The organism is Qipengyuania vulgaris (assembly GCF_009827325.1).
GTDB classification, from domain to species: Bacteria; Pseudomonadota; Alphaproteobacteria; order Sphingomonadales; family Sphingomonadaceae; genus Qipengyuania; species Qipengyuania vulgaris.
Genome location: NZ_WTYC01000002.1, coordinates 112,961 through 138,946, shown reverse-complemented (window position 1 = coordinate 138,946; position 25,986 = coordinate 112,961). Strand labels below are relative to the sequence as shown.

General features: G+C 59.3%; 26 protein-coding genes and 1 tRNA gene. 19 read left to right on the top strand and 8 right to left on the bottom strand.

Annotation, left to right across the window (positions count from 1 at the left end; all coding sequences use genetic code 11):
• Positions 1-460 precede the first annotated feature (460 nt).
• On the top strand, positions 461-1,603 hold the full coding sequence (locus tag GRI69_RS05020; RefSeq protein WP_160727179.1) for a beta-ketoacyl-ACP synthase III: 1,143 nt from the start codon (positions 461-463) through the stop codon (positions 1,601-1,603).
• Here GRI69_RS05020 and GRI69_RS05015 read toward each other — a convergent pair.
• Positions 1,564-2,640, bottom strand: a complete 1,077-nt coding sequence (locus GRI69_RS05015) for a phosphatase PAP2 family protein (protein ID WP_160727178.1) — start codon at positions 2,638-2,640, stop codon at positions 1,564-1,566. The genes GRI69_RS05020 and GRI69_RS05015 overlap by 40 nt on opposite strands.
• Positions 2,641-2,740: 100 nt before the next feature.
• Here GRI69_RS05015 and GRI69_RS05010 point away from each other — a divergent pair, with 100 nt between their 5' ends.
• Both GRI69_RS05010 and GRI69_RS05005 read left to right on the top strand, forming a co-directional pair.
• Complete coding sequence (locus tag GRI69_RS05010; protein ID WP_160727177.1) at positions 2,741-3,490, top strand: phosphatidylserine decarboxylase; 750 nt, start codon at positions 2,741-2,743, stop codon at positions 3,488-3,490.
• A complete protein-coding gene (locus GRI69_RS05005) occupies positions 3,487-4,329 on the top strand; it encodes a CDP-alcohol phosphatidyltransferase family protein (protein WP_160727176.1) in 843 nt (280 codons plus the stop codon). Before GRI69_RS05010 ends, GRI69_RS05005 begins: the two co-directional genes overlap by 4 nt.
• On the opposite strand, the gene GRI69_RS05000 is transcribed toward GRI69_RS05005, so the two are convergent.
• Positions 4,298-4,549, bottom strand: coding sequence for a hypothetical protein (locus GRI69_RS05000; RefSeq protein WP_160727175.1), 252 nt, complete (start codon positions 4,547-4,549; stop codon positions 4,298-4,300). The genes GRI69_RS05005 and GRI69_RS05000 overlap by 32 nt on opposite strands.
• A gap of 349 nt (positions 4,550-4,898) precedes the next feature.
• Between GRI69_RS05000 and rpsB the strand changes: the two genes are divergently transcribed.
• The 4 genes from rpsB (at position 4,899) to GRI69_RS04980 (ending at position 7,860) form a co-directional block, all read left to right on the top strand.
• Positions 4,899-5,648: a 30S ribosomal protein S2 gene (gene rpsB, locus GRI69_RS04995; RefSeq protein WP_160727174.1), complete on the top strand. Its 750-nt coding sequence runs from the start codon at positions 4,899-4,901 to the stop codon at positions 5,646-5,648.
• Between the two features lie 115 nt (positions 5,649-5,763).
• The gene (gene tsf, locus GRI69_RS04990) at positions 5,764-6,690 is read left to right on the top strand and encodes a translation elongation factor Ts (protein ID WP_160727173.1); all 927 of its coding nucleotides are present in this window, start codon (positions 5,764-5,766) and stop codon (positions 6,688-6,690) included.
• Positions 6,691-6,875: 185 nt separating this feature from the next.
• Positions 6,876-7,286, top strand: a complete 411-nt coding sequence (locus GRI69_RS04985) for a hypothetical protein (protein WP_160727172.1) — start codon at positions 6,876-6,878, stop codon at positions 7,284-7,286.
• A gap of 142 nt (positions 7,287-7,428) precedes the next feature.
• The gene (locus GRI69_RS04980) at positions 7,429-7,860 is read left to right on the top strand and encodes a hypothetical protein (protein ID WP_160727171.1); all 432 of its coding nucleotides are present in this window, start codon (positions 7,429-7,431) and stop codon (positions 7,858-7,860) included.
• Positions 7,861-8,062: 202 nt separating this feature from the next.
• Here the strand turns inward: GRI69_RS04980 and GRI69_RS04975 are convergent, their stop codons facing one another.
• From GRI69_RS04975 to GRI69_RS04960, 4 genes are all read right to left on the bottom strand, one after another.
• Complete coding sequence (locus GRI69_RS04975; RefSeq protein ID WP_160727170.1) at positions 8,063-8,560, bottom strand: RES family NAD+ phosphorylase; 498 nt, start codon at positions 8,558-8,560, stop codon at positions 8,063-8,065.
• Entirely contained in the window at positions 8,557-9,033 is a 477-nt protein-coding gene (gene parS, locus GRI69_RS04970; protein ID WP_160727169.1) for a type II RES/Xre toxin-antitoxin system antitoxin, read from the bottom strand. Before parS ends, GRI69_RS04975 begins: the two co-directional genes overlap by 4 nt.
• A 488-nt stretch (positions 9,034-9,521) precedes the next feature.
• Positions 9,522-10,028 carry a TonB family protein gene (locus GRI69_RS04965; protein WP_160727168.1) on the bottom strand — a complete coding sequence of 169 codons (507 nt, stop codon included), beginning with the start codon at positions 10,026-10,028 and terminating at the stop codon, positions 9,522-9,524.
• A gap of 304 nt (positions 10,029-10,332) precedes the next feature.
• Complete coding sequence (locus GRI69_RS04960; protein ID WP_160727167.1) at positions 10,333-11,421, bottom strand: helix-turn-helix transcriptional regulator; 1,089 nt, start codon at positions 11,419-11,421, stop codon at positions 10,333-10,335.
• A 2,802-nt stretch (positions 11,422-14,223) separates the two neighbouring features.
• On the opposite strand from GRI69_RS04960, the gene pyrH reads away from it, so the two are divergent.
• The 10 genes from pyrH (at position 14,224) to rpmE (ending at position 23,576) form a co-directional block, all read left to right on the top strand.
• Positions 14,224-14,949 carry a UMP kinase gene (gene pyrH, locus GRI69_RS04950; RefSeq protein WP_160727165.1) on the top strand — a complete coding sequence of 242 codons (726 nt, stop codon included), beginning with the start codon at positions 14,224-14,226 and terminating at the stop codon, positions 14,947-14,949.
• A 30-nt stretch (positions 14,950-14,979) separates the two neighbouring features.
• Complete coding sequence (gene frr, locus GRI69_RS04945) at positions 14,980-15,537, top strand: ribosome recycling factor (protein WP_160727164.1); 558 nt, start codon at positions 14,980-14,982, stop codon at positions 15,535-15,537.
• Between the two features lie 26 nt (positions 15,538-15,563).
• The gene (uppS, locus tag GRI69_RS04940) at positions 15,564-16,247 is read left to right on the top strand and encodes a polyprenyl diphosphate synthase (RefSeq protein ID WP_160727163.1); all 684 of its coding nucleotides are present in this window, start codon (positions 15,564-15,566) and stop codon (positions 16,245-16,247) included.
• Entirely contained in the window at positions 16,234-16,980 is a 747-nt protein-coding gene (locus GRI69_RS04935; RefSeq protein WP_237452951.1) for a phosphatidate cytidylyltransferase, read from the top strand. The genes uppS and GRI69_RS04935 overlap by 14 nt, the downstream gene beginning before the upstream one ends.
• Before the next feature lie 2 nt (positions 16,981-16,982).
• Positions 16,983-18,131 (top strand): 1-deoxy-D-xylulose-5-phosphate reductoisomerase, encoded by a 1,149-nt coding sequence (gene dxr, locus GRI69_RS04930; RefSeq protein WP_160727162.1) that lies wholly within the window; start codon positions 16,983-16,985, stop codon positions 18,129-18,131.
• Between the two features lies 1 nt (position 18,132).
• The gene (gene rseP, locus GRI69_RS04925; protein WP_237452950.1) at positions 18,133-19,266 is read left to right on the top strand and encodes an RIP metalloprotease RseP; all 1,134 of its coding nucleotides are present in this window, start codon (positions 18,133-18,135) and stop codon (positions 19,264-19,266) included.
• A gap of 138 nt (positions 19,267-19,404) precedes the next feature.
• A complete protein-coding gene (bamA, locus tag GRI69_RS04920; protein ID WP_160727161.1) occupies positions 19,405-22,101 on the top strand; it encodes an outer membrane protein assembly factor BamA in 2,697 nt (898 codons plus the stop codon).
• Positions 22,101-22,778 (top strand): OmpH family outer membrane protein, encoded by a 678-nt coding sequence (locus GRI69_RS04915; protein WP_160727160.1) that lies wholly within the window; start codon positions 22,101-22,103, stop codon positions 22,776-22,778. The genes bamA and GRI69_RS04915 overlap by 1 nt, the downstream gene beginning before the upstream one ends.
• A 25-nt stretch (positions 22,779-22,803) precedes the next feature.
• The gene (gene fabZ, locus GRI69_RS04910; RefSeq protein ID WP_160727159.1) at positions 22,804-23,256 is read left to right on the top strand and encodes a 3-hydroxyacyl-ACP dehydratase FabZ; all 453 of its coding nucleotides are present in this window, start codon (positions 22,804-22,806) and stop codon (positions 23,254-23,256) included.
• 95 nt (positions 23,257-23,351) lie between these two features.
• A complete protein-coding gene (rpmE, locus tag GRI69_RS04905) occupies positions 23,352-23,576 on the top strand; it encodes a 50S ribosomal protein L31 (RefSeq protein WP_160727158.1) in 225 nt (74 codons plus the stop codon).
• A 61-nt stretch (positions 23,577-23,637) separates the two neighbouring features.
• Here the strand turns inward: rpmE and GRI69_RS04900 are convergent, their stop codons facing one another.
• Both GRI69_RS04900 and GRI69_RS04895 read right to left on the bottom strand, forming a co-directional pair.
• Positions 23,638-23,955, bottom strand: a complete 318-nt coding sequence (locus GRI69_RS04900; RefSeq protein WP_160727157.1) for a TraR/DksA family transcriptional regulator — start codon at positions 23,953-23,955, stop codon at positions 23,638-23,640.
• The gene (locus tag GRI69_RS04895; RefSeq protein WP_160727156.1) at positions 23,952-24,590 is read right to left on the bottom strand and encodes a prolyl hydroxylase family protein; all 639 of its coding nucleotides are present in this window, start codon (positions 24,588-24,590) and stop codon (positions 23,952-23,954) included. Before GRI69_RS04895 ends, GRI69_RS04900 begins: the two co-directional genes overlap by 4 nt.
• Before the next feature lie 194 nt (positions 24,591-24,784).
• Between GRI69_RS04895 and GRI69_RS04890 the strand changes: the two genes are divergently transcribed.
• Both GRI69_RS04890 and GRI69_RS04885 read left to right on the top strand, forming a co-directional pair.
• A tRNA-His gene (locus GRI69_RS04890) sits at positions 24,785-24,861 on the top strand.
• A 53-nt stretch (positions 24,862-24,914) separates the two neighbouring features.
• Positions 24,915-25,979 (top strand): Leu/Phe/Val dehydrogenase, encoded by a 1,065-nt coding sequence (locus GRI69_RS04885; protein ID WP_160727155.1) that lies wholly within the window; start codon positions 24,915-24,917, stop codon positions 25,977-25,979.
• Positions 25,980-25,986: the final 7 nt, after the last annotated feature.

Sequence of the window (25,986 nt, the reverse complement as noted above, 5' to 3'; positions counted from 1 at the left end):
TAGCAAGGTGCTGGAATGGTTGCACCTGTCGATCACATTTCGTCCGCAATGTCTTCTCATTGGACTCGTTGAGTCAGTGTGAGTTTAGTATGTCAATACCAAGAACTGGGGAGGGGGCTGAATTAAGTTCTCAGGCCGAACTTGTAGCCAGGTGCTCGACGGCTGGGAGCAGTGCCTTTAGGTGGAGTTCGGTAGGTCTAGAGCGACCTCGAAAATCGCATGTGTGTACATCGCGAAAGCCCAGAATATTCAGCTTGATTGCCGAAAAGCTGAATCGAACAAGGCTTATATGAACAAAAATGTGGGGGAGAGTGTGGGGGAGCGTTTACGCCGACCCTGAGTACTAAATTGATTTCAAAACGTTATTTTCGAAGTTCGATTCAAGCCCTGCCACCACCCACTTTTCATGATCGCTACGCTCTCACTTGCCGTTCGCCAAGCGTGAGACTAGGCAAATCCGATGACCGATATTGCCCGATTGACCGGCCGCCCCGTCATTTCCGCGACGGGGCTGTTCACACCCGAAGACAGCATCTCGAACGAGGAACTGGTCGCCAGTTTCAACGAATACGTGCGGCGGCACAACGAGGCGAATGCCGAAGCGATCGCTACTGGCGAGATCGAGCCGCTGACCGAGAGCTCGGTCGAGTTCATCGAAAAGGCCAGCGGGATCAAGGCCCGCCACGTGATGGCGAAAGTGCCTGTGCTCGACCCGGAAATCATGGCGCCGCGCTGGCCGCAGCGATCCAATGACGAACTTTCGATCCTCGCGGAAATCGGCGTGAAGGCCGCGCGTCAGGCGCTGGAGCGGGCAGGGCGGAAGGCCGAAGATGTCGATGCTGTCCTATGTGCGGCATCGAATATGGAGCGGCCCTATCCCGCGATGGCGATCGAAATCCAGCAGGAGCTGGGCATCGATGGCTTCGGTTTCGACATGAATGTCGCCTGCTCATCGGCCACGTTCGGCATCCAGACGGCGGCCGATTACATCCGTGCGGGAAATGCGAAGAGCGTGCTTGTCGTCAGCCCGGAAATCACCAGCGGCCACCTGAACTGGCGCGACCGCGACAGCCATTTCATCTTCGGAGACGTGGCAACCGCCGTCCTAGTCGAGGATTCCGGGATAGCTCCGAAAGAGCATTGGGACATCCTGGGGACGAAACTGAAAACGGTTTTCTCCAACAACATCCGCAACAATTTCGGCTTCCTCAATCGCGCTTATCCCGATGAAGCAGGCGGACCGGACAAGCTGTTCGTTCAGGAAGGCCGCAAGGTGTTCAAGGAAGTCGTGCCGATGGTCGCCCAGATGATCGTCGACGAAGCGGCGCGGCTCGAGATCGATCCTGCAGGTTTGCGCCGCTTGTGGCTGCATCAGGCGAATACCGGCATGAACCGTCTAATCGCGCATCGGGTTCTGGGTCATGAAGCGAGCGAGGACGAAAGCCCTACCGTGCTGGATACCTATGGCAACACGTCGAGCGCGGGCTCGATCATCGCCTTCCACTTGCACAGCGAAGATCTTGCCGAAGGCGATACCGGCCTGATCTGCAGTTTCGGGGCCGGCTATTCGGCCGGAACCGTGTTCGTCCGAAGGGCTGGCTGAGACCAGGGCAGTGGCAGCGCGTCCCATGCCTTGAAGACCTGCGGAGCGAGCTTCCAGATCCCCCAGATCGCGGCGAGCGAAACCAGACCGTCCAGCGCATAGTGATAGGCGAGGTGCACCGAACCTATCCAGATCAGCACCATGAACCAGAAGAAGATACGACCTGCCGTTTTAGACACTTCGCGGGCCGTCAGCCAGAACAGCACGCAAACCGCAACATGCATCGAGGGCATGGCGCTGATGCCTCTCCCAAGACCATTGTCGTTGGTATTATAGCTCTCGAGCAGCGTGTCCTGAACCGGTATGGTCATCACAGGCACCTGCTGGTTGGCCCAGTGCAGATATTCCATTTGCGCCGCGAAATCGGGAATTGCCAAGATCGGTTCGGCAAATACCGGGCCGACCGAGGCCAGCATGGTCGCAAGCAGGCCGCCGACAAGGGACCACGCGAGCGCGTAGCTCAGAAAGAAGCGGCGCCGCAGGTCATCATTGACGGAGCCCGAAAGCGCTACGACGGTTACGCCCAGATAAAGCAATAATACCCATAGGTGATAGAAGACCGCGATTGCGGCGGTGATCAGGGGATAGCCGAGAATCGGCTGCATTACCTGCCAGGCATCGTTCCCGAACAAAAGGGTGCGTTCCCACGCTATGAACGTGACGTCCCAATCGAATGGGGTGAACAGGGGGATCATCGCCTTGAGGCTCGAAAAGACGGGGATCAGGATTGCGCACATGGCCAAGGCCGGGGCGCTGGCGATCACGGCGGCCAGCGAGCCGGCGCTTAGGTACCTTTTTTTCGCCCACGCCAGCGGCCGGGCGGGCCTTTCGCGGATCAATCGGTAGATGATATCGAAGAAGAACCACGCGATCGCCACGGTGTAGATGATCTGGAAACTGGTGGTGGAGCCGGCTCCCTCGTAGGGAATATCGAAACGGGACCACAGGTACAGGACGACCCCGCCGCAACCGAGTGCGTACAGGTAGATCGGAACTTCGCCCCACCAACGGCGCGTGATCTCAGCCAGCTGTTTCATAACCCAGTGTTTACCATGCTTTGGTGAAGGAAATTCTAACCGGTCGAATATTGCGTGCCGCAAGCTTGTGAGAGCGACGTTCCCCGCGTAGTGGACGTCTATGGCAGGAGACCTACAGGACAATCAGGGACGCGGGGAAGTGCCTTCCAGCCTCCCGCGGATACATCCGGAAGGGCGAAAGTTCGGTCTCGCAGCGCTTGGGATTTCGCTAGTTCTGGCATGGTTGGCCTGGGAAACACTGGCCTGGCCGGTGGCATTCCTGTCCCTCGGCATCTTTGCATTCTTTCGCGACCCCGAACGCGTCGTGCCGCAGGACGAGCGTTTCATCGTCTCGCCGGCCGACGGCAAGGTGATTCAGATCAAACAGGTCGAGCCGCCGCGCGAATTGACCGTCGATGACGGCAGCGGCGTCGCCGGACTTGCCACTGAACCGGTGACGCGCGTTTCGATCTTCCTGTCGCTGCTCGATGTGCACATCAATCGCACACCGATCGGGGGCGTGGTGCGCAGGGTCGTCTATGTTCCCGGCAAGTTCTTCAACTCCGACCTCGACAAGGCGAGTGAGGACAACGAACGCCAGCATATCCTGATCGAACGCGCCGATGGGCTGAAGGTCGGGTTCACGCAGATAGCCGGCTTTGTTGCGCGCCGGATCGTTTCCTTCGTAAAACCCGGGGATACGCTAGGTGTTGGCCAGAGGGTGGGGATGATCCGGTTCGGCAGCCGGGTCGATATCTACCTGCCCGCCGGCACCGGCTCGTACGTCATGGTCGGGCAAAGAGTGGTCGCGGGAGAAACCGTGATCGCAGCAGTGGGCAGCCAGCCGCTGCTCGAAGGAGTCGCACAATGAGCTTGCTGACAGATCCCGAACCGCGGCGCGAACCGGAAGAACGTGCCCGTCTTGGCCCCAAGTCCGCCGAAGACGAGAAACCCATGATGGGCAAGTCCCGCGGGCTCAGCCTGCGCGCGATGGCGCCCAATGCGATTACTGCTGCGGCGCTGTGTTCGGGCCTGACGGGCATCCGTTTCGCCATTTCGGAGCAGTGGGCGGCCGCGGCGGTGGCGATCATCGTTGCAGGGATACTCGACGGGATGGACGGCCGCATCGCGCGGCTGCTCAAGGCACAATCGCGTTTTGGCGCGGAACTGGACAGCCTTGCCGATTCGCTAAGTTTCGGCACCGCGCCGGCCATTATTATCTATCTGTGGTCGCTTTCGGCGGAGCCTAGTTGGGGCTGGTTCGCCGCGCTGGCGCTGGCGATCTGCTGCGCGCTGCGGCTGGCCCGGTTCAACGCGCAGATCGACATGGAAGAACAGCCCCACAAGTCGCTGGGCTTCCTGACCGGAGTTCCCGCACCGATGGGAGCAGGCCTTGCCTTCATGCCGTTCTATCTTTGGTCGGCGACAGGCCTCGACGTCTTCCGCGAGCCGGTCTTCGTCGCCCCTTGGCTGGTGGCGACCGCGTTGCTGATGATTTCCAACATGGCGACGCCGAGCTGGACATCCTTGCGGCCGCGCAAGGGCATCCGCCTGTGGGTTCTGGCATTCGCGGGGCTGTTGTTCGCGGCGCTACTGGTCGAACCCTGGTGGACGCTCAGCGCAATCGGTATCGGCTATCTGGCAATGCTGCCATTTACGCATTTGCGTTATTCGCGGGTCAAGCGGCGCGCTGTGCCGGTTGCCGAATGACGGGGTAGGTCCGCTGCTGGCGCTCGAAAGCGGCGGCGCTGCTGCCGACGGTCGCGGGTCGCAGTCCGCTACCGGCAGTCGCATAACCGGTCTTCATCCGCTGCCTCAGCAGGCCGAAGGCGGACCACCAGCGCAGTCCGCTATCGGCGAGCACGAGGACCGTCGCCATGCTGGCGAGGGCGAGGGCGGCAATGAGAACAATCGCGAACATATCGGTCATCTCCTGCCCGGCTGCCTGTGCACAAGGCTGTTGACAGCCGGGGTAAATTTACGGGAAAACCCCGGAATGCCGCCGGAGGTTCCGGCGATGGGAACAGTGTTCTCTTTTTGTTCTCACCTGTCAAGCGTTTTTCGCGCCCGGATTCCCCTTTTTCGCGATGAATTGAGTCTGGATTTGTCCGGCGAAGCCCGCTATGCGCGCGGCGTTCGCCATTGAATCGGCCAATTCGGGCCCTTTCGAACGGCGGGCAAATCCACATGGAAGGCGCTCATACCGGTGCCCGATCGCGGGAAGCTCCGCTATCCTCGGGTTCCAGCCTTCCAGAGGTACAACCGGAAAGGAAATGACCATGGCGGCCCCTACCGTCACCATGCAGCAACTGATCGAGGCCGGCGCACACTTCGGCCACCAGACCCACCGCTGGAACCCGCGCATGAAGCCGTATATCTTCGGCGCGCGTAACGGCATCCACATCATCGACCTGTCGCAGTCCGTGCCGCTTTTCGCGCGCGCACTCGACTTCATCAGCCAGACCGCGCGTTCGGGCGGCAAGGTGCTGTTCGTCGGCACCAAGCGCCAGGCGCAGGACGGTATCCGCGAAGCGGCACTCGCTTCGGGCCAGCACTTCGTCAACCACCGCTGGTTGGGCGGCATGCTCACCAACTGGAAGACGATCTCGCAGTCGATCAAGCGTCTCAAGACGCTCGACGAGCAGCTTGGCGGCGAAATGTCGGGCCTGACCAAGAAGGAAATCCTCCAGCTGACGCGCGAGCGTGACAAGCTGGAACTTTCGCTTGGCGGCATCCGCGACATGGGCGGCATTCCGGACGTGATGTTCGTGATCGACGCCAACAAGGAAGATCTCGCCATCAAGGAAGCCAACGTGCTTGGCATTCCCGTTGTCGCCGTACTCGACACCAATGTCGATCCGAGCGGCATCGCCTTCCCGATCCCGGGCAATGACGATGCGGCCCGCGCCATCAAGCTCTATTGCGATGCGGTTGCCAATGCGGCCCGTTCGGGCAAGGGCGAAGGCGTGACCGACAGCGGACGCGATGTCGGCGCGATGGAGAATCCGCCGGAAGAAGCGGCGGCCTGAAGCCAATCCTCGTAAGGCGGGAGCGCCATGCTCCCGTCATACAAGCGGAGTACGCGCCGGGCCGCTGATCACAGCAGGCCCGGTGCCCGCACATAGAATCGAAAAGGAATTTATCATGGCTGCATTCACTGCCGCTGACGTGAAAGCCCTGCGCGAAAAGACCGGCGCGGGCATGATGGACGCCAAGAAGGCGCTCGAAGCCGCCGATGGCGATATCGAAGCTGCGGTCGACGCATTGCGCGCCAAGGGCCTCGCCACCGCCCAGAAGAAGTCGAGCCGTACCGCGGCCGAAGGTCTCGTCGGCATCGCCGTCGAAGGCACCAAGGGCGTTGCGGTCGAAGTGAACTCGGAAACCGACTTCGTCGCCAAGAACGACAAGTTCCAGGATTTCGTCCGCAAGACCACGCAGGTCGCGCTCGGCACCGATGGTGACGATGTCGATACGCTCAAGGCTGCGGGCTATCCCGATGGCGGTTCGGTTGCCGAAAAGCTGACCGACAATGTCGCCACGATCGGTGAGAACCAGCAGATCCGCCGTATGAAGACCGTTTCGGTCACCAACGGCGTGATCGTGCCCTACATGCACAATGCGGTTGCCCCCGACCTCGGCAAGATCGGCGTCCTCGTGGCTCTCGAAAGCGAAGGCGACAAGGCCAAGCTGGAAGACCTCGGCAAGAAGCTCGGCATGCACATCGCCGCCGCTTTCCCGCAGGCGCTGACCGCAGACGGCCTCGACGCCGAAGTGATCGCGCGTGAACGCGCCATCGCGCAGGAAAAGGCTGCCGAAAGCGGCAAACCCGAAAACGTCCAGGAAAAGATGGTCGAAGGCGCGATCGGCAAATATGCCAAGGAAAACGCGCTGCTCAGCCAGATCTACGTGATCGACAACAAGACCCCGATCTCGCAGGTCGTCGAGCAGGCCGGCAAGGACATCGGCGCCAAGGTCGAACTGGTGGACTATGTCCGCTTCCAGCTCGGCGAAGGCATCGAGAAGGAAGAAAGCGACTTCGCAGCAGAAGTCGCCGCTGCCGTCGGCGGTTAAGCGAAAGCGCTTGCTACAGAATTGGGCCGCCGGAGTTCGCTTCGGCGGCCTTTTTCGTGTGGGCGGGAGTTGGTTGACGACCGGGGCAGCGCTATCTTTCGTCTGGGCGGCAAACTGGGATTGGGACCGGACATTCCGCTAACGACGCCATAGCAGACTAGGCGCTCGGCGTGTAATCGGGGCAAATGAAGAAAGAGCTTCCCCTCCATGACGCCACCTTTGATGGCCTCGTGTTGCAAGGCAAAGGCTGCACAATGTTCTTCAGTAGGACAGATGGCAGCGGATGCGAGGTTCACCTAGGCGGTGTCGACGCATTGCAGATGGACGACTTCCGGGAGGGCAACATGGTTGTGTTCTTCGGCACGACAACGCGCGAAGCTCCGAGTAACCTGACCAACCTTGAGCGACTGTATACTCCACCACATATGAGCGCTTCGGCGGAGTATCATGAGAAATATGCGTCTCTTCGTGACAGAAAGATCAGCGCCGTTGTTGCTGGCGAACTTACTTTAATCGAGATGGAGCCAGCAATCGGAGCGAACCTGTTAGCGACTTGCGAGCACGTCCGACTAAGAGCGCACGGCGGCGGCAACTAACCACCCCGTTCTTGCCGTTTTTTCGCGCATAGATGCGACCAGAAGCGGACCGATAGAGGACGACGCCGTTGCAGACATCCTCGCAATAAAACGAATGAAACGAGAGTGCGCTAGTAAGTGGGAATGGGAGCAAGAAAGATTTATGGCTGGCAATACGGGTTGGCTCTGGACGGTGATCGGCTTTCTTCTTGCGGGGTGCAGCGTGCAGTCTGAGCAAGATGAGCTGACTACCGAAATTGCACAGAGCATTCGAGTTGGCGATGAGGCTGCTGACGCCAAGCCCGGTTATGGCTTTGACCTATACCCCGGCGCAGAAGTAACGAGCTCGCTAATGGACGGCATGAGCCTAACTATACAAACAGATGACAACCTCTCGGAAATTGTGTCTTTTTATGAGGATCAGTTCCTTGAGAAAGGTTGGCAGCTTGAGAGCAGCGAATTGAACGAGAGGAAGGCTACGCTGAGCGGCGCCCGAACCGGAAACCAGAAAGAAACAATGAAGATCACGGTGGCAGAGACGCAGCGTGGCCAAGGACAATACCATCTATTATTCATGAAATTGATTAGCGATTAGTAGCTGCTAAAAACGTCCGCTCTCCACCCCGTTTCGGCCGTCAGGGCGCTGCTTGGACGTTCCCTAAACCTGACAGGTTTTTAATGGGACATCTCAAACAAAGCTGCCGGTCGGCTAACGACGCCAATAATCAGCGTGGCTGGCCACTGTCTCCGATCGGCCCTAAACGGCCGCCGTTGTCTCGTGCTCAACTGAATTCAGGCTATGGGTGGAGTCGAGTGTCGAGAGCGAAGCGCTCTTGGCTGCACATCGTGTAATGTCCACGAGCGCGAATTGGATCAAAAATGAGGTTCCAGCTGTAACTCGATACGGCGCTCGGGATAAGTACAAAGAGGTGCGCGCCGAGTAGATCGTTGCCGAAAACCTGTTGTCCGCTGCTGGGAATGCCTGGACGAAGCCAATTCGGGTTGGGCACGTCGCCAGGCTGGATGACATGCGCGTCGGCTGGGTCAATTAGCCGAAGCGAGGTAATGACGTGCGGTACAGTGTCGAGCACAGGGAAGGTCTTGTGCACCGCCACTTCCAAGATCGCGGTAGCCGGGTCGACGGCGCAGTAGACTGCATGCACACCCTTGGTATTCCAGCGTCCCCCAAGTTGGAAGGCGCCTTCGCCGCTGTCCCATGTACTGGCAAATCGTTCCTGATCGAGTCGCCATGCCTTAATCTCTCCGGAGCCTCGTGGGCCGGGGAGAGGCGTCATGTATAAACGCCATATTTGAGGCGCTCGAGATGAGTCTCGACGAGTTCGATGCCCGCTGGCGTGCTTAAAAGCTCGATGGGACGGCGCTGATCAAGTCCGATGGCAGGGCGTTCGAAAAAGGCTTCCGCCTCCTCCTGCGTTCCGAAGACCTCAATCGCTTGTTCAAGTAGTTCTGCAAATTTCCAAGCCCGCCCACTCTGCTCTGCACTCAGGGGCTTGGCCGACGCATCTTTCTTACGCCTCTGGAACGTGCGAAGGCTGACCCCAAGCGCTTGTTCGAACGCTTCTGGGCGCTGAAGCATCGTCACATTCTGGGATAGGCGGATAAGAGTCCCTCCCGGGAATCCCTGCTTGATCACTTCATGCGCATCGAGCCTGGTGCGCAAGGCACGCTTAAATGTCGCTCGGCCTCCCAGCAGCTTGCCGGTGCGGACAACCAACGTTTCGTCGTCTTTTTCAATTACTACCGTCATTGCGCCACCTGTCGTTTCTGGGGCGACAAATGGCGCAAAAGGGTGGTGTTGTCAATTAGTCGGATGCCAAATGTCCGCTTCAACGCACATCGCAACTAATACCAGACAGTCCGCTCCCCACCCCGAACTTGCCGTTTCTGCCTACTGTGATGTTCGTCAAATCCGGACCTTCCGCTGCCGACGCCAAAGCGGCCAAGAAACAGCCTCCTGCTTCCCGATGCCTGCCGTCGTCTCAGCCTATGCGCTTCAGCCAATTGGGGCCGGAAGTGGATTTGGCGGAAGCAGACGGACTGCCCGCTGCCCCTACAATCAACTCTCAAGCTCCCGAAATTTCTAACTCCAATTTGTGCGGAAGTTGTCGCTGTAGAGCTGCTTTTTTCGACCTGGCACGAGAGGCAGAAGAAACCCGGCGACACGACTGTCCCGCAAGTGGTCGCATCGCCGGGTGCTCCTAGTCGGGCGTTGCTGACTAGGTACGGAAGCCCCGGTCAGGACGTAGGATGGGATGCGGCGCTACCGAAGGCGAAAACCTTCCTTTCAGAAAGGTTCGAAGCTCTTCGTGCTGACTCCTCGGCAGCAAGCTGTTGCTCCATATCGTGAATGCCCCAACCATCTTCCGCAAAGATGATATTTGCTTGGTAAAGCTGGTCTGGTCTCACGCCAGCGGGGAGAGTTTCCAATGAGCGTAGTCGGCTCACGGCTCGCATCGCGATGCGGTCGAAAGCCCGCTTTCCAGACTCTCGGTAGATTTTCACGTTGCTGACGCTGCCGTCACTGGCTCGGGTAAATCGAACGATGGAGATGCCTTCTCCGCTCGGTTGTGAAGCGAAAACATTCGTTCGATCCAGTTGTCTATCGAGATCGCGGGTGACCTTCTCGACAAACTCTTGATGTGAAACATCAGGTGTAACAACGATGCTTTGGGAAAGAACGGGTTCAGCAAGTAGGGCTGCCGAAACCGTAGTTGCGAGTGCTAATGCGAGAATTTTATACATCGTGATCATCCTTTTTTCGAAATGAAAAGCGAATGATCGGCCGCAGAGGGTTACGCATTGACCGCGAGCCATGTTTTGTTGTTAGCGAAGACGATCAGTGGTCGATCAAGCTGCCGGAGCCTGCGGGCGATCCGGCAACCACGATGTAGCACTTAGGTAGATCCGCTACATATAGTTTGAACGGATTAGGTCGGTGTCTTCCATTGCGACCGCTCACCGGTCTCTTAACCGAGTTTTAGTGCGTAAGTTGGCTCCTCTAGCACTCTGAATTCTTGTGCGATCTTCCTATGGCAGCGGCTCTGGATCAGGTGATGAGCATACGCACTAAATCAGACTGCCGATTCGTGCCGGTTTTCCTGAAGATCGCGTGCAAATGAACGCGGACAGTGTTGAGGGAGATCTCCAGACAACTTGCGATGCTCTCGAGCGAGTGTCCGAGGAGAAGCATGCCGGCCAACTCCGTCTCGCGTGCTGTCAGGCCAAACAATTCCTGATGGGCGCTCATAGCGGCGCAGGAACGTGCAGCCTGTTTAATCCGGATTATCGCTGCTGGCTCGAAAGCGGCGGAAAGAGACAGAGAGCGGGGAAAAGGGCTTACCACGAGCAATAGATCGCGACAGCCAGAAGGCCTTGGCAATCGGACGGCTCCCCCCGAACCTCCTGTCATGAGAGCATCGATTGCCGAGCGTATTGCTCGCTCTAGTCGCAGGGTGTCTGTCAGAGTAGCTGCTTCAAGCAAGCCCGAGACGAGAGCAAGGCCATCGTTTTCGGCAAGAATTGCTTCCCCTGCGGGGCTCATTTCCAAAACCTTGCCTGCTCGGTCTACGTAAAATATCGCCTCATTGAAACTGACCAGCGAAGGCGGTCGGGCCGCAAGTCTCAGCGCCCGCTCCATATGCTCGAATAATATCTTGAACAGGCGTTCGTCGCGCTCCGGCAACCGACCGACCGAATGATGCGCATGAAGCGATGCCGCGAACGAAATGCCGTCGTTTTCTTTGCTGAACCCGACCAGCCAGTGTGTCGAGCCGAACCTGCTCTTCGTCCACTTAATGTACGGGCTGGCCAGATAGCCGTCCATCGGTATGACATCATCACTACTACAGTATCGCGCATTTGGGTTGCTCAGTGCGAAATGGAGCGTTGGGTCGTCGAGGTAGTAACCATCGCGAGTATACTCCTGAACGCCATTGTCCATCGCGGCGTCATCTGGCCCATAAGGCCTCAGAAAGTTGAATCCCGGATTCAAAGCATCGATCGAAGAGAAAAAAAGGAAGTGCGCGCTGGTTAGCTGCATTAGTTCCCGCGCACATGCGTCCCACGCGTCAGCATCGAACGCATTTTCGTAGATACGACCGATAAAGGCAGCAATCCCCTCATCTATGCTCATCATGCTGCTCCTCGACAGCACTCCCTCGGTTTGTATACGTTCACTTCGAGAAATCAGCTACCGATTTGGTTATGTATCTCTAACGGCAACAGACCGATGGCCATGCGCCCTAGACGGACGACACTCTCAAACTATTCGTCGTCAAAGACTTGCCGCTCCCGAAAACTGCCCTGGCCCCATCGTCATGGGATGACCTCAACGAGGACATTCGATGCGAGGAAGTACCATCAGAGCCAAGCGGCTGCTTTCGGGCTCGTACTTTACCGACCCTATTGTCCGGAACTAAGGCACGTTGCTGCCGGAGCTTGGTACTCGCCTCGACGGCGGCTTTCGCGGCTTAGCCTCCTGAAAGCGGACCGGAAGCTTCCCACCCCGAACTTGCCGTTTTTGCTGCGCATTAGTGAGGACAGAAGCGGACCCTGCGCTAGCGTTCACATTGCGAACATCGAGAGAGCTAGTCCACCGAAACTATCTTGCCTCGTTCCACAAGCTTGTACCCATCCGGGGTTTTTCGAACTGTCGCAGTTGAGCGATCACTAAACACGACTTTGATGTCGCCCCGCGCAAGAGCGTGAAAGCACGTCACTGACGATGCTGGACCAATCGCTTCTAGTATCCGATTTCTCTCTTCGTCGGCAGGCTGGAATACCTCGGACGTCCCCACTTCATCCGTAGTCCAGCCATCGTAACATGTCGCGCTCAACTGTTTCTGGACACACCCGCTAACCCCCAAGCCTGCCAACAACAAAATCGTGAGCGTGATCCGATTATTCATAAGAACAGCTTAGCAAGCCACTGTCTCCTATCCACCCCGAATTTGCCGTTTCGGCCCGGCACGACGCTCACCGTAAACTGCCTTTCTAGCGACAACGCATTGCAGCTAACTGAGCATCGTGCGAGCAATAGGGCATGTCATGCCTCCTGATCATCGCAAGCCTGTGCATGACGGACGTGCATAGTGTCAGTGTAAGTGAACCACACTCAATAGCTCGTTGGGCAACTGCTCAGGTTGGCGAAGGGACGGTCGAGATACAGTTGTCGTCGGATAATGTGACGGAACTTGACCCTGCGATCATGAACCGCGCTTGCGTTCAAACCGTGTGCGTTTCGTATTGGAAGTGGTGCGAAAGCAAAGTTGAGCGGATTACCTGTCACTACTCCACTGATGACCGCGCTATCGCTCCATGGATGACCGTCTCCGCTCCAAACCGAAACGCTTACGCGGCCGTGGAACGGTCCTTGGGCATTCTTGCTGGGTCAAGCGGTGTATTCGTCGCGCTTAGTGCGTTGGACGTTGAGTCGACTCAGAGCACACCGCCATTCTGCCGCCGCAGCGGGCGCGGTCGACAGTGTCCTGTGTAGTCTCGGGACAATGGCCGCAATCCACCCAGAATGTGGCGTTAGAACGGTGCGGGGTCTGGGCCAAAAGCAGCCTAACAGCTAGCGTCATTGCAGATGTCGGTGAATTGGGCGAGTTTGAGGAATGCTTTGTTTCTACGTCTTGGTCCATGGACGATTACGATGGATTATCGAACCATCTGAGGATGACCGGGACGTAAGTCAGCCAGCTGGCCTGTACTGCCACAGATATGTGCTCGCGTCCGACCGACAGGCGGCTACATGGAAGGCCTGCGAAAGCGTTTTCACTAATCTAGATAGTCAAACTGGGTGGATGCGTGATGGTATCGCTGAGCTTGAACTGGAAGCCGAAGAAGTATTGCAGGCGTCTTTTCTGAAAGCATTCTTGCCCGTCAACCGAGGGCATACATTCTACGACAAAGGGTAGGTCCGCACTCCAACCCGCTCTTGCCGTTTGGATCCAGCGCAGTGTTCACCACCTTCCCGTAACGTCGACGTTGCGGACGGGGGAGGCCCGTGCGAAGCATGCGTTATGCGAGCAGTATTTGCGACATTATTGTTTATCCCACTGTCGGCTTGCGCTTCAAATCAGTCAGGTCGCCATGAAGCACTGATGGATGAAATCGAAAGCTCTATAATCTTGCCAGTGGGCGCGTTACCCATACAACGCTATGCCCGTTACTACACCGAATATAGCGGATCGATTCACGCCGCTTACACAACTAAAATAGAAGAGCGGAGACCGATCGATTACGGATGCGAGGAGGCTGAGTTGGACGGCAACTCTTGGCCAGTCGCGTGCCCATCCGTCGCCGACCTTCAACCGGGCAATCGCCGATGGGTGAAGTTTGAAGACTATCCGGCTGTAGCAGGAAGAGATTGCACTGCCCTACAGATCGAGTTTGATCCCAAAACGAAGACTTTTATCTATCTCCAATGTTCGGAGCCTGCACACTGATGGCGGTTGGCTACTGAAGTCGGCATTCCACCCCGTTTTTGTCGCTTTGATCGTGCGCGTCAGATGCCAGAGGCGGACCGCCTTGAGTGCATGAAGATCCGGCGGGGCCGCCACCCGAACCGCGCCGATCAGGCATCCGCCCGCGGGGTCTTTAGCAGAGCAATCTGCAAAAGGTCCCCGTCATTCTCGCTCTCGGGGGCTACGCCTCGCCTCGCGCAAGGTTCGCCCGGCCGCGTGATCTGTTTTTTGTTGCTCTACCGCGCTTTGCGCTACTTGAGAGCACGTCCTTTTCTTTGCGCTACCGCCCTTCGGGCTGCTTGAGCGCAGGTGCTTCCCCCGGCGTTACGGTCCGGGCTCGCCGCCGGATGTTTTTGCATGCCTGCTTGCCGCTTGCGAAGTGCTCGTCGCCCTCCCGCGGCCTTTCCCTTTGCGCCTTAAGCCCTTCATGGCTAAGGAGCCGCAAACCCTGCAGATAGAGACAAGCCCGCATGACCCTCCCGAAGATGAACCGCGTCCTCCTGAAATTGTCGGGCGAGGTGTTGATGGGGGACCAGCAGTTCGGGATCGACCCGGCCTTCGTGCTGGAGTTGGCGCAGGAAGTGAAGGCGGCCAAGGAAACCGGCCTCGAAATCTGCCTGGTCATCGGCGGCGGCAACATCTTCCGCGGCATGGCCGGAGCGGCGCAGGGGATGGACCGTGCGCAGGCCGATTACATGGGCATGCTCGCCACGGTGATGAACGCACTGGCGATGCAGAGCGCGCTCGAGCAGATTGGCGTCCAGACCCGCGTGCAGAGCGCGGTGCAGATGGACCAGGTGTGCGAACCCGTGATCCGCCGCCGGGCCGAACGCCATCTCGAAAAGGGCCGCGTGGTGATCTTTGCCGCCGGGGTGGGCGCACCCTATTTCACCACCGACAGCGGCGCGGCTCTGCGGGCCGCGGAAATGAACTGCGATGCGCTGCTAAAGGGAACCAGCGTCGACGGCGTCTACGACAGCGATCCCAAGCACAATGCCGACGCCAAGCGTTACGAAACCGTGAGTTACGGCAAGGTTCTGGCGGACAATCTCAGAGTCATGGACGCCAGTGCCGTGGCATTATGCCGTGACAATGATATTCCGATCGTGGTCTTCTCCATCCGCGAGAAGGGCAATCTGGCGCGCGTACTCTCGAACGAGGGCGTGCAGACTATCGTGACCGACCACACCGCATAAAAGACGACAGAAAAGACGAGGAAGCCGACCATGGCAAAATACGACAAAGCCGATATCGAACGCCGGATGAAAGGCGCGATCGACAGCCTGAAGGGCGATCTTTCGGGCCTGCGCACGGGCCGCGCCAACACCAGCCTGCTCGATCCGGTGGTGGTGGATGTCTACGGCTCGATGATGCCGCTGAACCAGGTCGCCACCGTGTCGGCTCCCGAACCGCGCATGCTGAGCGTGCAGGTCTGGGACAAGGCCAACGTCACTGCGGTCGAGAAGGGCATCGCAAAGGCGAATCTGGGGCTCAACCCGATGATCGACGGCCAGAACGTGCGACTGCCGATGCCCGACCTGACCGAGGAACGCCGCAAGCAGCTCGCCAAGATCGCTGGCGAATATGGCGAGAAGGCCAAGATCGCGATCCGCAACGTTCGCCGTGACGGTATGGAAGCGCTGAAGGAAGATGAGAAGAAGAAGGAAATCTCGGAAGACGACCAGAAGCGCGGCGAGACCGAAGTCCAGAAGCTGACCGATCAATACGTGACCGAGACGGACCAGCTGGTCGCCAAGAAGGAACAGGAAATCCTGAGCCAGTAACCGGCTTTTGGGATAGTCTTTCGATAATGACCGAAACAACCCAGCATGCGCGCCATGTCGCCATCATCATGGACGGCAATGGTCGCTGGGCGAAGCGCAAGCACTTGCCGCGTGCCATGGGGCACCGCAAGGGCGTGGAAGCCGTGCGCGAACTGGTGCGCGGCCTCAAGGACACCTCGATCGAGTGCCTGACGATCTACGCTTTTTCTTCGGAGAACTGGAACCGGCCCGAAGACGAGGTCGACGATCTGATGGATCTGATGCGCAAGTTCATCAAATCCGACCTGCCGGAATTCATCGCCAATGACGTGCGGCTGAAGATTATCGGCGATTGGCAATCGCTTGCGCCCGATATCGTGAAGATGCTCGAGGATGCACTGGCCAAGACCGCGCAGGGTTCGCGCACTTTGGCGGTCGCGCTTAATTACGGCGCGCGGGGCGAAATCGCACAGGCTGCAGCCAGGGCCGCGGCGAATGGCGAGGTCACCGAACGAAGCATCGCGGCGAACCTCTATACCGCCGACCTGCCGCCGCTGGACCTGCTCATCCGCACCAGCGGCGAGGTGCGCCTGTCGAATTTCCTCTTGTGGCAATCCGCTTATGCGGAAATGATCTTCACCGAGGTTTTGTGGCCCGACTTCACCCTGGAGCACCTGCAGGATGCACTGGTCCAGTTTGCGGGCAGGGAGAGACGTTTTGGGGGAAGGTGAGGCCGGACAGGTATCGCGCAAGCGCGATGTGCTGAGGGACCGCGCGCTCCGCTACATGGCGGTGCCGCTGTCGGTCCGCACATCCGATCTTCCGGTGCGGGTCGCATCGGCATTGGTGATGCTGGCGGTCGCCGGTCTTGCTGCCTGGCTGGATGGATTCTGGTTCGATCTGTTTGTCGGCACGGTGGCGGCGGCAAGCCTGTTCGAATTCTCGCGGCTGGTCTGGCGCGGCACGGAATCGCCGCTCTGGCGGGTCGCGGGGCTGATATTCGGTCTCGGCTATATCGCTGTCGCGGCCTTCATCCTCATGGGCTTCCCGATGACGGTGGTCATGGGCGTGCTTGCAGTAGTGATCGCAACCGATACCGGGGCCTATTTCAGCGGGCGCAGCATCGGCGGGCCGAAGATCGCGCCCCGCATCAGTCCGTCGAAAACCTGGGCGGGCCTGTTCGGTGGGATGACCGCAGCGGGGCTCGTATCGCTGGGCTTCTTCTATTCCAATGTCGGTGAGCGGGCGTTCTCGCCGATGGGGCTGGGCGCCGTGGCCGTGGGTGCCGGATTGGCAGTCCTGGCGCAATGCGGCGACTTTTTCGAAAGCTGGCTCAAACGGCGTGCCCGCATGAAGGACAGCTCCAACCTCATTCCCGGCCATGGCGGCGTGCTCGACCGTGTCGACGGTATTCTTCCCGTTGTACTGGCAGCGGGCATCCTGTGGTATCAGGTCCACCCCTAATTATGCGCAGCATCACCATCCTCGGCGCGACCGGATCGGTCGGCGCATCCACCCTCGATCTGGTCCGGCGCAATCCGGAGGGCTGGCGGATCGAGGCGCTGACGGCCAATTCCAACGTCGCTGACCTCGCCAAGCTGGCCCGGGAATTCGGCGCCAGGCTTGCCGTAATCGCCGACGAATCCCGCTACGCCGAACTCAAGGAAGCGCTCGCTGGCTCGAATGTGGAAGTGGCAGCCGGGCGCACAGCCCTGTGCGAAGCCGCGGCGCGGCCCGCAGACATCGTGATGGCGGCGATCGTCGGCTGTGCGGGGCTGGGTCCGGTCATGGCCGCGATCGAACGGGGACGCACAGTGGCGCTCGCCAACAAGGAGGCTCTGGTCTCCGCCGGCGAGGTGATGACCGCGGCGGTCGAGAAGCACGGCGCGACGCTGCTGCCGGTCGACAGCGAACATAATGCGATCTTCCAATGCCTGCAGGGCGGCAGGATCGACGAAGTCCGGACGATCACGCTTACTGCCAGTGGCGGGCCGCTGCGACTGGTCGAAAATCTGGACGCGGTCACCCCCGCACAGGCCATCGCGCACCCCAACTGGGACATGGGCGCCAAGATCAGCGTCGACAGCGCCACCATGTTCAACAAGGGCCTCGAACTGATCGAGGCGCACCACCTGTTCCCGGTCGGTCTCGACCGCCTGCGGATCGTGGTCCATCCGCAGAGCGTGATCCATTCGATGGTCGAATATCGCGACGGTTCCACGCTGGCCCAGCTGGGGCCGTCCGACATGCGCGTGCCGATCGCTTCGTGCCTTGCCTTCCCTGCGCGGATGGAGACGCCGATGGAATCGCTGGACCTCGCGGGTATCGGCGAACTCAGCTTTTTCCCGCCCGATGAAGAACGCTTCCCCGCGACGAAGCTGGCGAGGCAGGCGGCGGAAGAAGGCGGGTCAGCCCCGGCCACGCTCAATGCCGCGAATGAGGTCGCAGTGGCGGCATTCCTCGCTGGTAAGATAAAGTTCAGCCGCATACCGATAATGGTGGAAGCCGTACTGAATGCCGGAAACCTTCCGCCTGCGCCCAAATCGCTCGATGACGTGCTCGTGATCGACGAGGCGGCGCGCAGGCTGGCGACGGCGCAAATGGAGACTGCCTGAGTTGGACGGTTCGATTCCCTTCTGGTTGTATATCGTCGGCTTCCCCCTGTTGCTGGGACCGCTGGTGACGTTGCACGAGCTTGGCCACTATCTCGTCGGGCGGTGGTTCGGCGTGAAAGCGCAGGCCTTTTCGGTCGGTTTCGGCAAGGAACTGGTCGGCTGGACCGACAAGCGCGGGACGCGCTGGAAACTCTGCGCCCTGCCGCTGGGCGGCTATGTCCAGTTCAAGGGCGACATGGACCCGGCCAGCATCCCCCATCGAGATGAGGCGGACAAGGCTACGCCCGAGGAGCGGGACGGCAGTTTCCAGCATGCTGAGCTGTGGAAGCGGGCGCTGATAGTTTTCGCCGGCCCGGCAATGAACATCATCATCACGCTGGCGATCTTCGCGAGTTTCTTCGCGTTCTTCGGGAAGCCGGTTTCGGCCGATCCCAGCGAAACCAACGTGATCCAGAGTTTTGCAGAACAATCCGCCGCGCGCGAGGCTGGACTGGAGGAGGGCGACCGGATCGTCGCCATCGATGGCGACAGGATCAGCCAGTTCCAGGACATCCAGGACCGCGTCCTGATGTTCCCCGGCGAGACGATCGAAGTGAACGTCGATCGCGATGGTGAAATGGTGACGATACCCGTCACGATCGCCGACAGCGTGGAAACCGATCGGTTCGGCAATTCCTCGCGAGTCGGGCGGCTCGGCATCTATTCCACCGGCTTCGCTTTCGAACCGGTCGGGATTGGAGAAGCAGTCAGCCTGTCTTTCGTGCAGTCCGCCAATCTGGTCGACATGATGGTCACCGGCATCAAGCAGATCATCGTCGGGGATCGCTCGGTCAAGGAACTCGGCGGACCGGTCACGATCGGCAAATATGCAGGCGAGCAACTGAGCATGGGGCCGCTCGCTTTCATCAATTTCGCCGCCCTGATCTCGCTTAACTTGGCATTCATCAACCTCCTGCCAATCCCCGCCCTCGACGGCGGGCACCTGGCTTTTTATGCGGCAGAAGCAATCCGCCGTAAACCGCTGGGTCCCCGCTCTACGGAGGTGGCCTACCGGGCCGGTGTGGCCCTTGTGCTCGCACTGATGGTTTTCGTCACCTTCATCGATATCGCCAAACTTCCCTTCTTCGGGAATTAGGCGGGGACAGGCCGTGTTGCGCAAACCTCAAGCGGCGCGTCACGGCTTGATCGTGGAGCCCGCATCGGGCAGGGGGCCAATCGGCTGCCTGCATGTGGCGGGCAAGGTACTATTTCAAGGACGGGAACCCCCTTGTCGATGACTGGATTTGCGATTGCCGCGGGCAATAGGAATACGCGGACCACGCGTCTCGTGGCCGGCCTGCTTGCTGGAACGATCATGGGCAGCCTGCCGACAATGGCGCTGGCGCAGGAAACTTCCGCAGAAGAGGAAGCCACTCAGCCGGCAGCGGTTCAGCAGCAGGACGTCGTGCGCACGATCGCCGTATCGGGTGCGCAGCGTCTCGAGCCGCAGACGATCCTGTCGTACATCCGTTTGCGCCCCGGCGATGCCTATACGCAGGCTGCCGGCGACGAGGTCCTGAAGGACCTTTACGCGACCGAATTGTTTTCCAATGTCAGCGTTACGAACAACGATGGCAATGTCGTCATCACCGTGGTTGAAAACCCGGTGATCAACCGCATCCTTCTTGAAGGCAACGAGCGGATCAAGAGCGACAAGATCGTTCCGGAAATCCGGCTTGCGCCGCGCCAGATATTCACCCGTTCGAAGGTTCGCGCCGACGTTGCGCGCATCATTGAGCTCTACAAGCGGCAAGGCCGCTTCGCCGCGACGGTAGAGCCGCAGATGGTGCAGCTCAGCCAGAACCGCGTCGATATCGTGTTTGAGATCGAGGAAGGGCCGAAATCGAAGGTCCGCCAGATCAACATCATCGGCAACCAACAGTTCGACGATGGCGAGCTCAAGAGCGAGATGGTAACTGAGGAAACGGGAGGACTACTCAGTTTCCTCAGCTCAAACACGAGTTACGATCCCGATCGGCTCGCTTTCGACCAGCAGAATCTGCGCACATTCTACCTTACGCAAGGCTATGCCGACTTCCGCGTCGTTTCGGCTGTGGCCGAGCTTACGCCCGACAAGGAGGACTTTATCATCACATATGTGGTGGAAGAGGGCGAGCGTTACAAATTCGGTGACGTCGAGGTGCAGAGCGAGTTGCGCGATTTCGACAGTGAAGCACTGACCCAGCGCCTGGCTATGAAGACGGGTGACTTCTACAACGCAAAGCTGGTTGAAGATACGGTCGAACAGATGACCGACCTGGCCGGGACCTTCGGCTACGCTTTCGCGGATGTGCGGCCCCAATTCAGCCGCAACCCCGAAGATCTCACGATGGATGTTACCTTCGTCCTGCGCGAGGCGCCGCGCGTCTATGTCGAACGGATCGACGTAAACGGCAACACGCTAACGCAAGACAAGGTCGTGCGCCGCGAATTCCGCGTGGCGGAAGGCGATGCTTTCAACAGCCTCGCCATCAAGCGCTCGGAAGCGCGTATCAAGTCGCTGGGTTATTTTCAGGAGAACTTCGAGATCACGCAGGTCGAAGGGAGTGCGCCCGACCGCGTCATCCTGGAGGCCAATATCGAAGAGCAGCCGACGGGCGAACTCCAGCTTTCCGCCGGTTTCTCGTCGCTGGAGCGGTTCATTCTTTCCGGTTCGATCCGCCAGCGCAACTTCCGCGGGCGTGGTCAGACCGTCGGCTTGAGCCTGAACTATTCGGGCTATTCCAAGTCGGCGCAGATCAGCTTTACCGAACCCTATGTGTTCGACCGCAATATCTCGCTCGGTGCGGACGTCTATCACCGCGAGGTCGATAACGATTACTTCAATAGCGGATTTTCGACCTACGAACAGGCGACCACGGGCCTTTCGCTGCGTGCCGGTGTGCCGCTCAGCGAGTATATGTCGTTGATTGGCAGCTATACCCTAAATCGCGAGAACGTCTCGATTGCGGGCAGCGACTTTGCCGATCTGGATGGCGACGGCGTGGAGGAATGTATCACCTCGCGCTTTATTTGCGAAGCGGTGGGCAAGCGTACAGCTTCGATCCTTGGGCTTACCGTCAATCATGACACACTAGATAGCCGATTGCGACCGACGCGGGGTGAGACAATCTCCCTGACGGGCGAATTTGCCGGCTTGGGCGGCGATGTGAAGTACCTTCGTATGCGGTCGCGCATGGGCAAGTGGTTCAACCTCGGCAGCGGCTTCATCTTTTCGCTCAATGCCGAAGGTGGATGGATCGAAGCGCTCAAGGACAATCCTACGCCGGGATTCGACGATGTACGTCTTACGGACCGCTTCTTCTTGGGCGAGCCGCAATTCCGCGGTTTCGACATTCGCGGCGTCGGCCCTCGTATCGTACGGCTGAATTATCTCGTCGATCCGGACAATCCGGAGGGCCCCCGCATTCTCGAATCGCTCGAAGACGTGCAGAATCAGGACAATCGGCGCTTCGCCGATGCCCTCGGTGGCCGGGCCTATTATCTTGGCCGTGCAGAGCTGGAAATCCCACTCGGATCCGGCGCGCGCGAGATGGGCCTCAGGCCGTCGATCTGGGCAGATGTCGGTTCGCTCTTCGCGCTCGACGCGCCGAATCTGGTCGACAATCCCGAAGGCAGGCAGCTGACCAACTCGGCCGGCGAACCGCTCTTTACCCAGCCTATTCTAGATGAAGATGGCGAACCGACGGGTGGATTCGTCAACGTGACCGATCCGACTGCGCCGGACGGAACGCCGAACGATCCGCTGATCGGCGATTTTTACAAGGAGCTGTTCCTCGGGGACAGTATTTCGCCTCGCCTCACCGTCGGTGTCGGAGTGAACTGGAACTCGCCCTTCGGTCCGTTCAGGATCGATATATCCCATGCTCTTATCAAGCAGCGCGGAGACGACACCAAGACTCTTTCCTTCAATGTAGGAACGCAATTTTAATGAAACTTCTCTCAAAAACCTTCGCGGCTGCAAGCCTTGCTGGTGCCGCGCTCGTTGCCGGCCCCGCTGTGGCACAGGTCAACGGCACTATTGCCGTGGTCAATCCTCCCGCGACCATCGCTGGGAGCTCGGCGTTCAGCGCAGCTTATCAGCAGATCAACACCACGTATGCCTCGCAGATCACGCAGATTCAGCAGAAGCAGCAGCAGGCGCAGACTCTGATTCAGCAACTGGATACGAATAGCGACGGCAATCTCGACCAGGCCGAACAACAGGCAGCTCAAAATGCCCCGCAGGCGCAGCAAATCCAGACGCTCGAGCGCGAGATCGGACAGCTTCAGAACCAAGTGGAATCGGCCCGCGTCTATGCAATCGAGCAGATCCTCCAGCAATATAGCGCCGCTCTTCAGACGGTGACCACGGCGGACAATATCCAGGTCGTTCTGTCGCCAGAAGCGGTGACTTGGTCGGCTCCGGCGGCGAATATCAACCAGAAGGTCGTCGCGGCCCTCAACACCCGCGTGCCATCGGTCCAGACAACGCCGCCGCAGAACTGGCAGCCGAGCCAGCAGGCCGTCGGCGTTTACCAACAGGTTCAGCAGATCCTGATGGTGGCCGCTTCACGCCAGCAAGCTGCGGCCCCGCAGCAGCAACCGGCGCAGCCGACCGGTCGCTAAAAGCAGCATCGCAGGAGCAGGGGACATGAGCGAGACCGGTTTCGACATCGTCGAGGTGCTGAAGCGCCTGCCGCATCGCTATCCCCTGCTGCTTGTCGACCGGGTTAAAGAACTCGTGCCGGACGAGCGTATCCACGCAGTCAAGGCGGTCAGCTTCAACGAAGATTTCTTCCAGGGCCATTTCCCCGGTTCGCCGATCATGCCAGGCGTGCTCCAGATCGAAGCGCTGGCGCAGGCCGCCGGTGTGCTCGCGGTCGAGAGTCTCGGCCTCGCCGGATCGGGCAAGCTGGTCTATTTCATGGCGATCGAGAACGCGAAATTTCGCGCTCCGGTAACTCCGGGGGTCTTGCTCGATCTCAAGGCCGAATTCGTTCAGAAGCGCGCGCGCGTATGCAAGTTCTCGGGCGAGGCTTCGGTCGACGGCAAGTTAACCTGCGAAGTGGGCTTCACCGCCATGATCGCGGATGCACCCGAATAGCCTTGCGAATCCACGGTAGCGCCGCTAAGGGCGCAGCCTTTCCCAACACAGCTGGATCGGTCGGAACCGCTCCGAAGCTAGAAGGACGTTTTATCATGAAGGCCGAAGGTCACCCCGATTACCACATGATCACGGTCAAGATGACCGATGGCAGCGAATTCCAGACGCGTTCGACTTGGGGCAAGGAAGGCGACACGCTGACGCTTGAAATCGACCCGACCAGTCACCCGGCATGGACCGGCGGCAAGCAGCAGCTTCAGGAAGGTGGCCGCGTTGCAGCCTTCAACAAGCGCTTCGGCGGTCTTTCGCTCAAGAAGTAATCTTGGAGCGCAGACGATTTTCGATGGGCGGTCCCGTGGGGCCGCCCTTTTCCATTTCAGGTCAGGCGGCGCAGTCGATACAGAGCGTCGCGATCGGACGCGCTTCGAGGCGGGCACGCGCAATCGGTTTGCTGCAAGCTGCGCAGGTTCCATAGGTGCCGCTCTCTATTCGGTGAAGTGCCTGGCGCACCTGGGCCAATTCCTGCCGCAAGATCATGTCCACGCCTTCAAGGGCTTCGTCATCGGCGAGATCAACCGCTTGTTCGCTGGAATCGGCGTCGAGCGGATGCCGCAGGTCATCCTCGATGACATCGGCGCGATCGAGCAGGTCGGCGAGGCGCTGGCGAAGTTGTTGCTGCAGGTCGCTGTAGTCGGTCATTTCCACCCCCAGGGCAGTTCTCGATACCACTTGGTTATAACATATTTCACTCCCGAGCGTACTTTCATTCCGTGGTGGATCGTGTTCGGGTTCTCTGTCCCGTCGAGCCGCATGTTGTTCCAGCATAACAGCTTTCCGGTTTCCGGCTGGAAAGTCTTCTTCACAGCCTTGAAGCGGGTCGCGCCGCCAGCATCGACATCGTTGAGATAGACCATGAACGTCCACGTCCGCTGACCTGCGACCGAACAATATCGATCCCAGTCCAGCCCATTGCGGTTGAAATAGTCGCAATGCGGCTTGAACTCCTGACCGACGTCGTAGCGCTGGCCCTGAAGTGGCTCGCCATGTGCGGGATCGATGCCGTTCAATGCCGCAAGCAAGGCCTCCATTTCGCGAACTGCAGGTTCTTGCGGTTCTAGATCGCAGGTCTCGCTGGTCCGGAAATAACGGTCGTCTCCCGCGTCTGCGAGGGTAGACGGACGGCGGTCTTTTTCGATCAGTTCGATGAGGCGTCGGCACAAGCCGGGGTTTGCGAAATTGCGCAGCTGGAGGAGCTCTATCTTGTCGGAAGGCAATCGCTGGACGCCTGCGCGTGACATCAACAATTCGCTCGAAGATTCGCCGGGGCCGTTCATGGATCGGCACGATAGCCGGACGCGATAGCTCCGCAAGTCGCGCAAGATAGTTGCGCGTACCAACCCGAAATCGCTTTTTCACTTCCCATTCTCCCCATGTTATGCAACAGGCGCACGCCGTTGCGCGTGGCGGGTTGACGGCTCGTTCTTCGCGTATATGTGCCGCCTTCCCGGCAGCGTTCCGGGGGCGTGTGGCGATCGTAGCTCAGTTGGTTAGAGCGCCGGTTTGTGGTACCGGAGGTCGGGGGTTCGAGACCCCTCGATCGCCCCATTTTCTCCTTTCGCGCCGGGTCACGAAATACCTGCCAAATGGGGTGACTTGCGATGACGGCATTCTGGACCGAAGCGGATTACGACGATCACGAGCTCGTGCAGTTCGTGCGCGACCCGAAGAGCGGCCTGACCGCAATCATCGCGCTCCATTCGACCCACCTCGGCCCGGGCGCCGGAGGCACGCGTTTCTGGCATTATGCTGAACCCGATGCCGCGATGCGCGACGCACTGCGCCTCTCGCGCGGGATGAGCTACAAGAACGCCATGGCCGGGCTGCCGATGGGCGGCGGAAAAGCGGTTATCCTCGCCGACGAGAACCGCACCAAGACCCCGGAAATGCTCGCCGCTTTCGCCGATGTCGTCGATGCACTCGGCGGTCAGTATGTGACAGCCGAAGACGTAGGCATTTCCGAAGCGGACATGGCTGCCGTTGCGGAGCGCACTCAATATGTTTCCGGCCTGCCCGTTGAGGGTGACGATGCCGCTGGCGGAGATCCCGGGCCCTTCACGGCGCTTGGCATCTTCCTCGGCATAAAGGCCGCCGTGAAGCACAAGCTCGGCAAGGACGGCATGGATGGTGTCCATGTTGCGATCCAGGGCACGGGCAGCGTCGGCGGCGGTGTCGCCCGCCTGCTGGCCAAGGACGGGGCGAAGCTTACCCTGTCGGATATCAATGCCGATCGCTGCGCCGCGCTGGCAAAGGAACTCGCTGCCGAATGCGTCGCTCCCGAAGCGATCATGTCGGTTCCCTGCGATGTCTTCAGCCCCAATGCTCTCGGCGCTATTCTGGATGAAGAGGGTATCGGAAGCCTCGACTGCAAGATTGTGGCTGGCGGAGCCAACAACCAGCTCAAGCGTCTTGAACATGGACCGATGCTGGCCGAGCGCGGCATCCTTTACGCGCCGGATTACGTGATCAATGCGGGCGGAATCATTTCTGTTACGCTCGAATATCTCTGCCGCAAGGACAAGGCGCCCTGCGATATCAACGAGGTTCGCAAGCGGATTGCGCTGATCCCGGGCCGCCTTGAGCAGATCTGGCAGGAAAGCGACAAGACCGGTGTTTCGCCTGATGTCGTGGCCGACAAGATGGCGCAGGAACTCATCGGGCGCTGATCGTCCT

Coding starts and splice junctions, on each gene's coding strand:
- GRI69_RS05015 (WP_160727178.1), bottom strand. CDS start 2,640: ATGAAACAGCTGGCTGAGATCACGCGCCGTTGGTGGGGCGAAGTTCCG.
- rpsB (WP_160727174.1), top strand. CDS start 4,899: ATGGCGGCCCCTACCGTCACCATGCAGCAACTGATCGAGGCCGGCGCA.
- GRI69_RS04915 (WP_160727160.1), top strand. CDS start 22,101: ATGAAACTTCTCTCAAAAACCTTCGCGGCTGCAAGCCTTGCTGGTGCC.
- fabZ (WP_160727159.1), top strand. CDS start 22,804: ATGAGCGAGACCGGTTTCGACATCGTCGAGGTGCTGAAGCGCCTGCCG.
- bamA (WP_160727161.1), top strand. CDS start 19,405: ATGACTGGATTTGCGATTGCCGCGGGCAATAGGAATACGCGGACCACG.
- uppS (WP_160727163.1), top strand. CDS start 15,564: ATGACCGAAACAACCCAGCATGCGCGCCATGTCGCCATCATCATGGAC.
- GRI69_RS04975 (WP_160727170.1), bottom strand. CDS start 8,560: ATGACGCCTCTCCCCGGCCCACGAGGCTCCGGAGAGATTAAGGCATGG.
- frr (WP_160727164.1), top strand. CDS start 14,980: ATGGCAAAATACGACAAAGCCGATATCGAACGCCGGATGAAAGGCGCG.
- GRI69_RS04985 (WP_160727172.1), top strand. CDS start 6,876: ATGAAGAAAGAGCTTCCCCTCCATGACGCCACCTTTGATGGCCTCGTG.
- GRI69_RS04960 (WP_160727167.1), bottom strand. CDS start 11,421: ATGATGAGCATAGATGAGGGGATTGCTGCCTTTATCGGTCGTATCTAC.
- GRI69_RS05000 (WP_160727175.1), bottom strand. CDS start 4,549: ATGACCGATATGTTCGCGATTGTTCTCATTGCCGCCCTCGCCCTCGCC.
- rpmE (WP_160727158.1), top strand. CDS start 23,352: ATGAAGGCCGAAGGTCACCCCGATTACCACATGATCACGGTCAAGATG.
- GRI69_RS04895 (WP_160727156.1), bottom strand. CDS start 24,590: ATGAACGGCCCCGGCGAATCTTCGAGCGAATTGTTGATGTCACGCGCA.
- dxr (WP_160727162.1), top strand. CDS start 16,983: ATGCGCAGCATCACCATCCTCGGCGCGACCGGATCGGTCGGCGCATCC.
- GRI69_RS04980 (WP_160727171.1), top strand. CDS start 7,429: ATGGCTGGCAATACGGGTTGGCTCTGGACGGTGATCGGCTTTCTTCTT.
- parS (WP_160727169.1), bottom strand. CDS start 9,033: ATGACGGTAGTAATTGAAAAAGACGACGAAACGTTGGTTGTCCGCACC.
- GRI69_RS04965 (WP_160727168.1), bottom strand. CDS start 10,028: ATGTATAAAATTCTCGCATTAGCACTCGCAACTACGGTTTCGGCAGCC.
- pyrH (WP_160727165.1), top strand. CDS start 14,224: ATGACCCTCCCGAAGATGAACCGCGTCCTCCTGAAATTGTCGGGCGAG.
- GRI69_RS04900 (WP_160727157.1), bottom strand. CDS start 23,955: ATGACCGACTACAGCGACCTGCAGCAACAACTTCGCCAGCGCCTCGCC.
- GRI69_RS05010 (WP_160727177.1), top strand. CDS start 2,741: ATGGCAGGAGACCTACAGGACAATCAGGGACGCGGGGAAGTGCCTTCC.
- GRI69_RS04885 (WP_160727155.1), top strand. CDS start 24,915: ATGACGGCATTCTGGACCGAAGCGGATTACGACGATCACGAGCTCGTG.
- GRI69_RS05020 (WP_160727179.1), top strand. CDS start 461: ATGACCGATATTGCCCGATTGACCGGCCGCCCCGTCATTTCCGCGACG.
- GRI69_RS05005 (WP_160727176.1), top strand. CDS start 3,487: ATGAGCTTGCTGACAGATCCCGAACCGCGGCGCGAACCGGAAGAACGT.
- tsf (WP_160727173.1), top strand. CDS start 5,764: ATGGCTGCATTCACTGCCGCTGACGTGAAAGCCCTGCGCGAAAAGACC.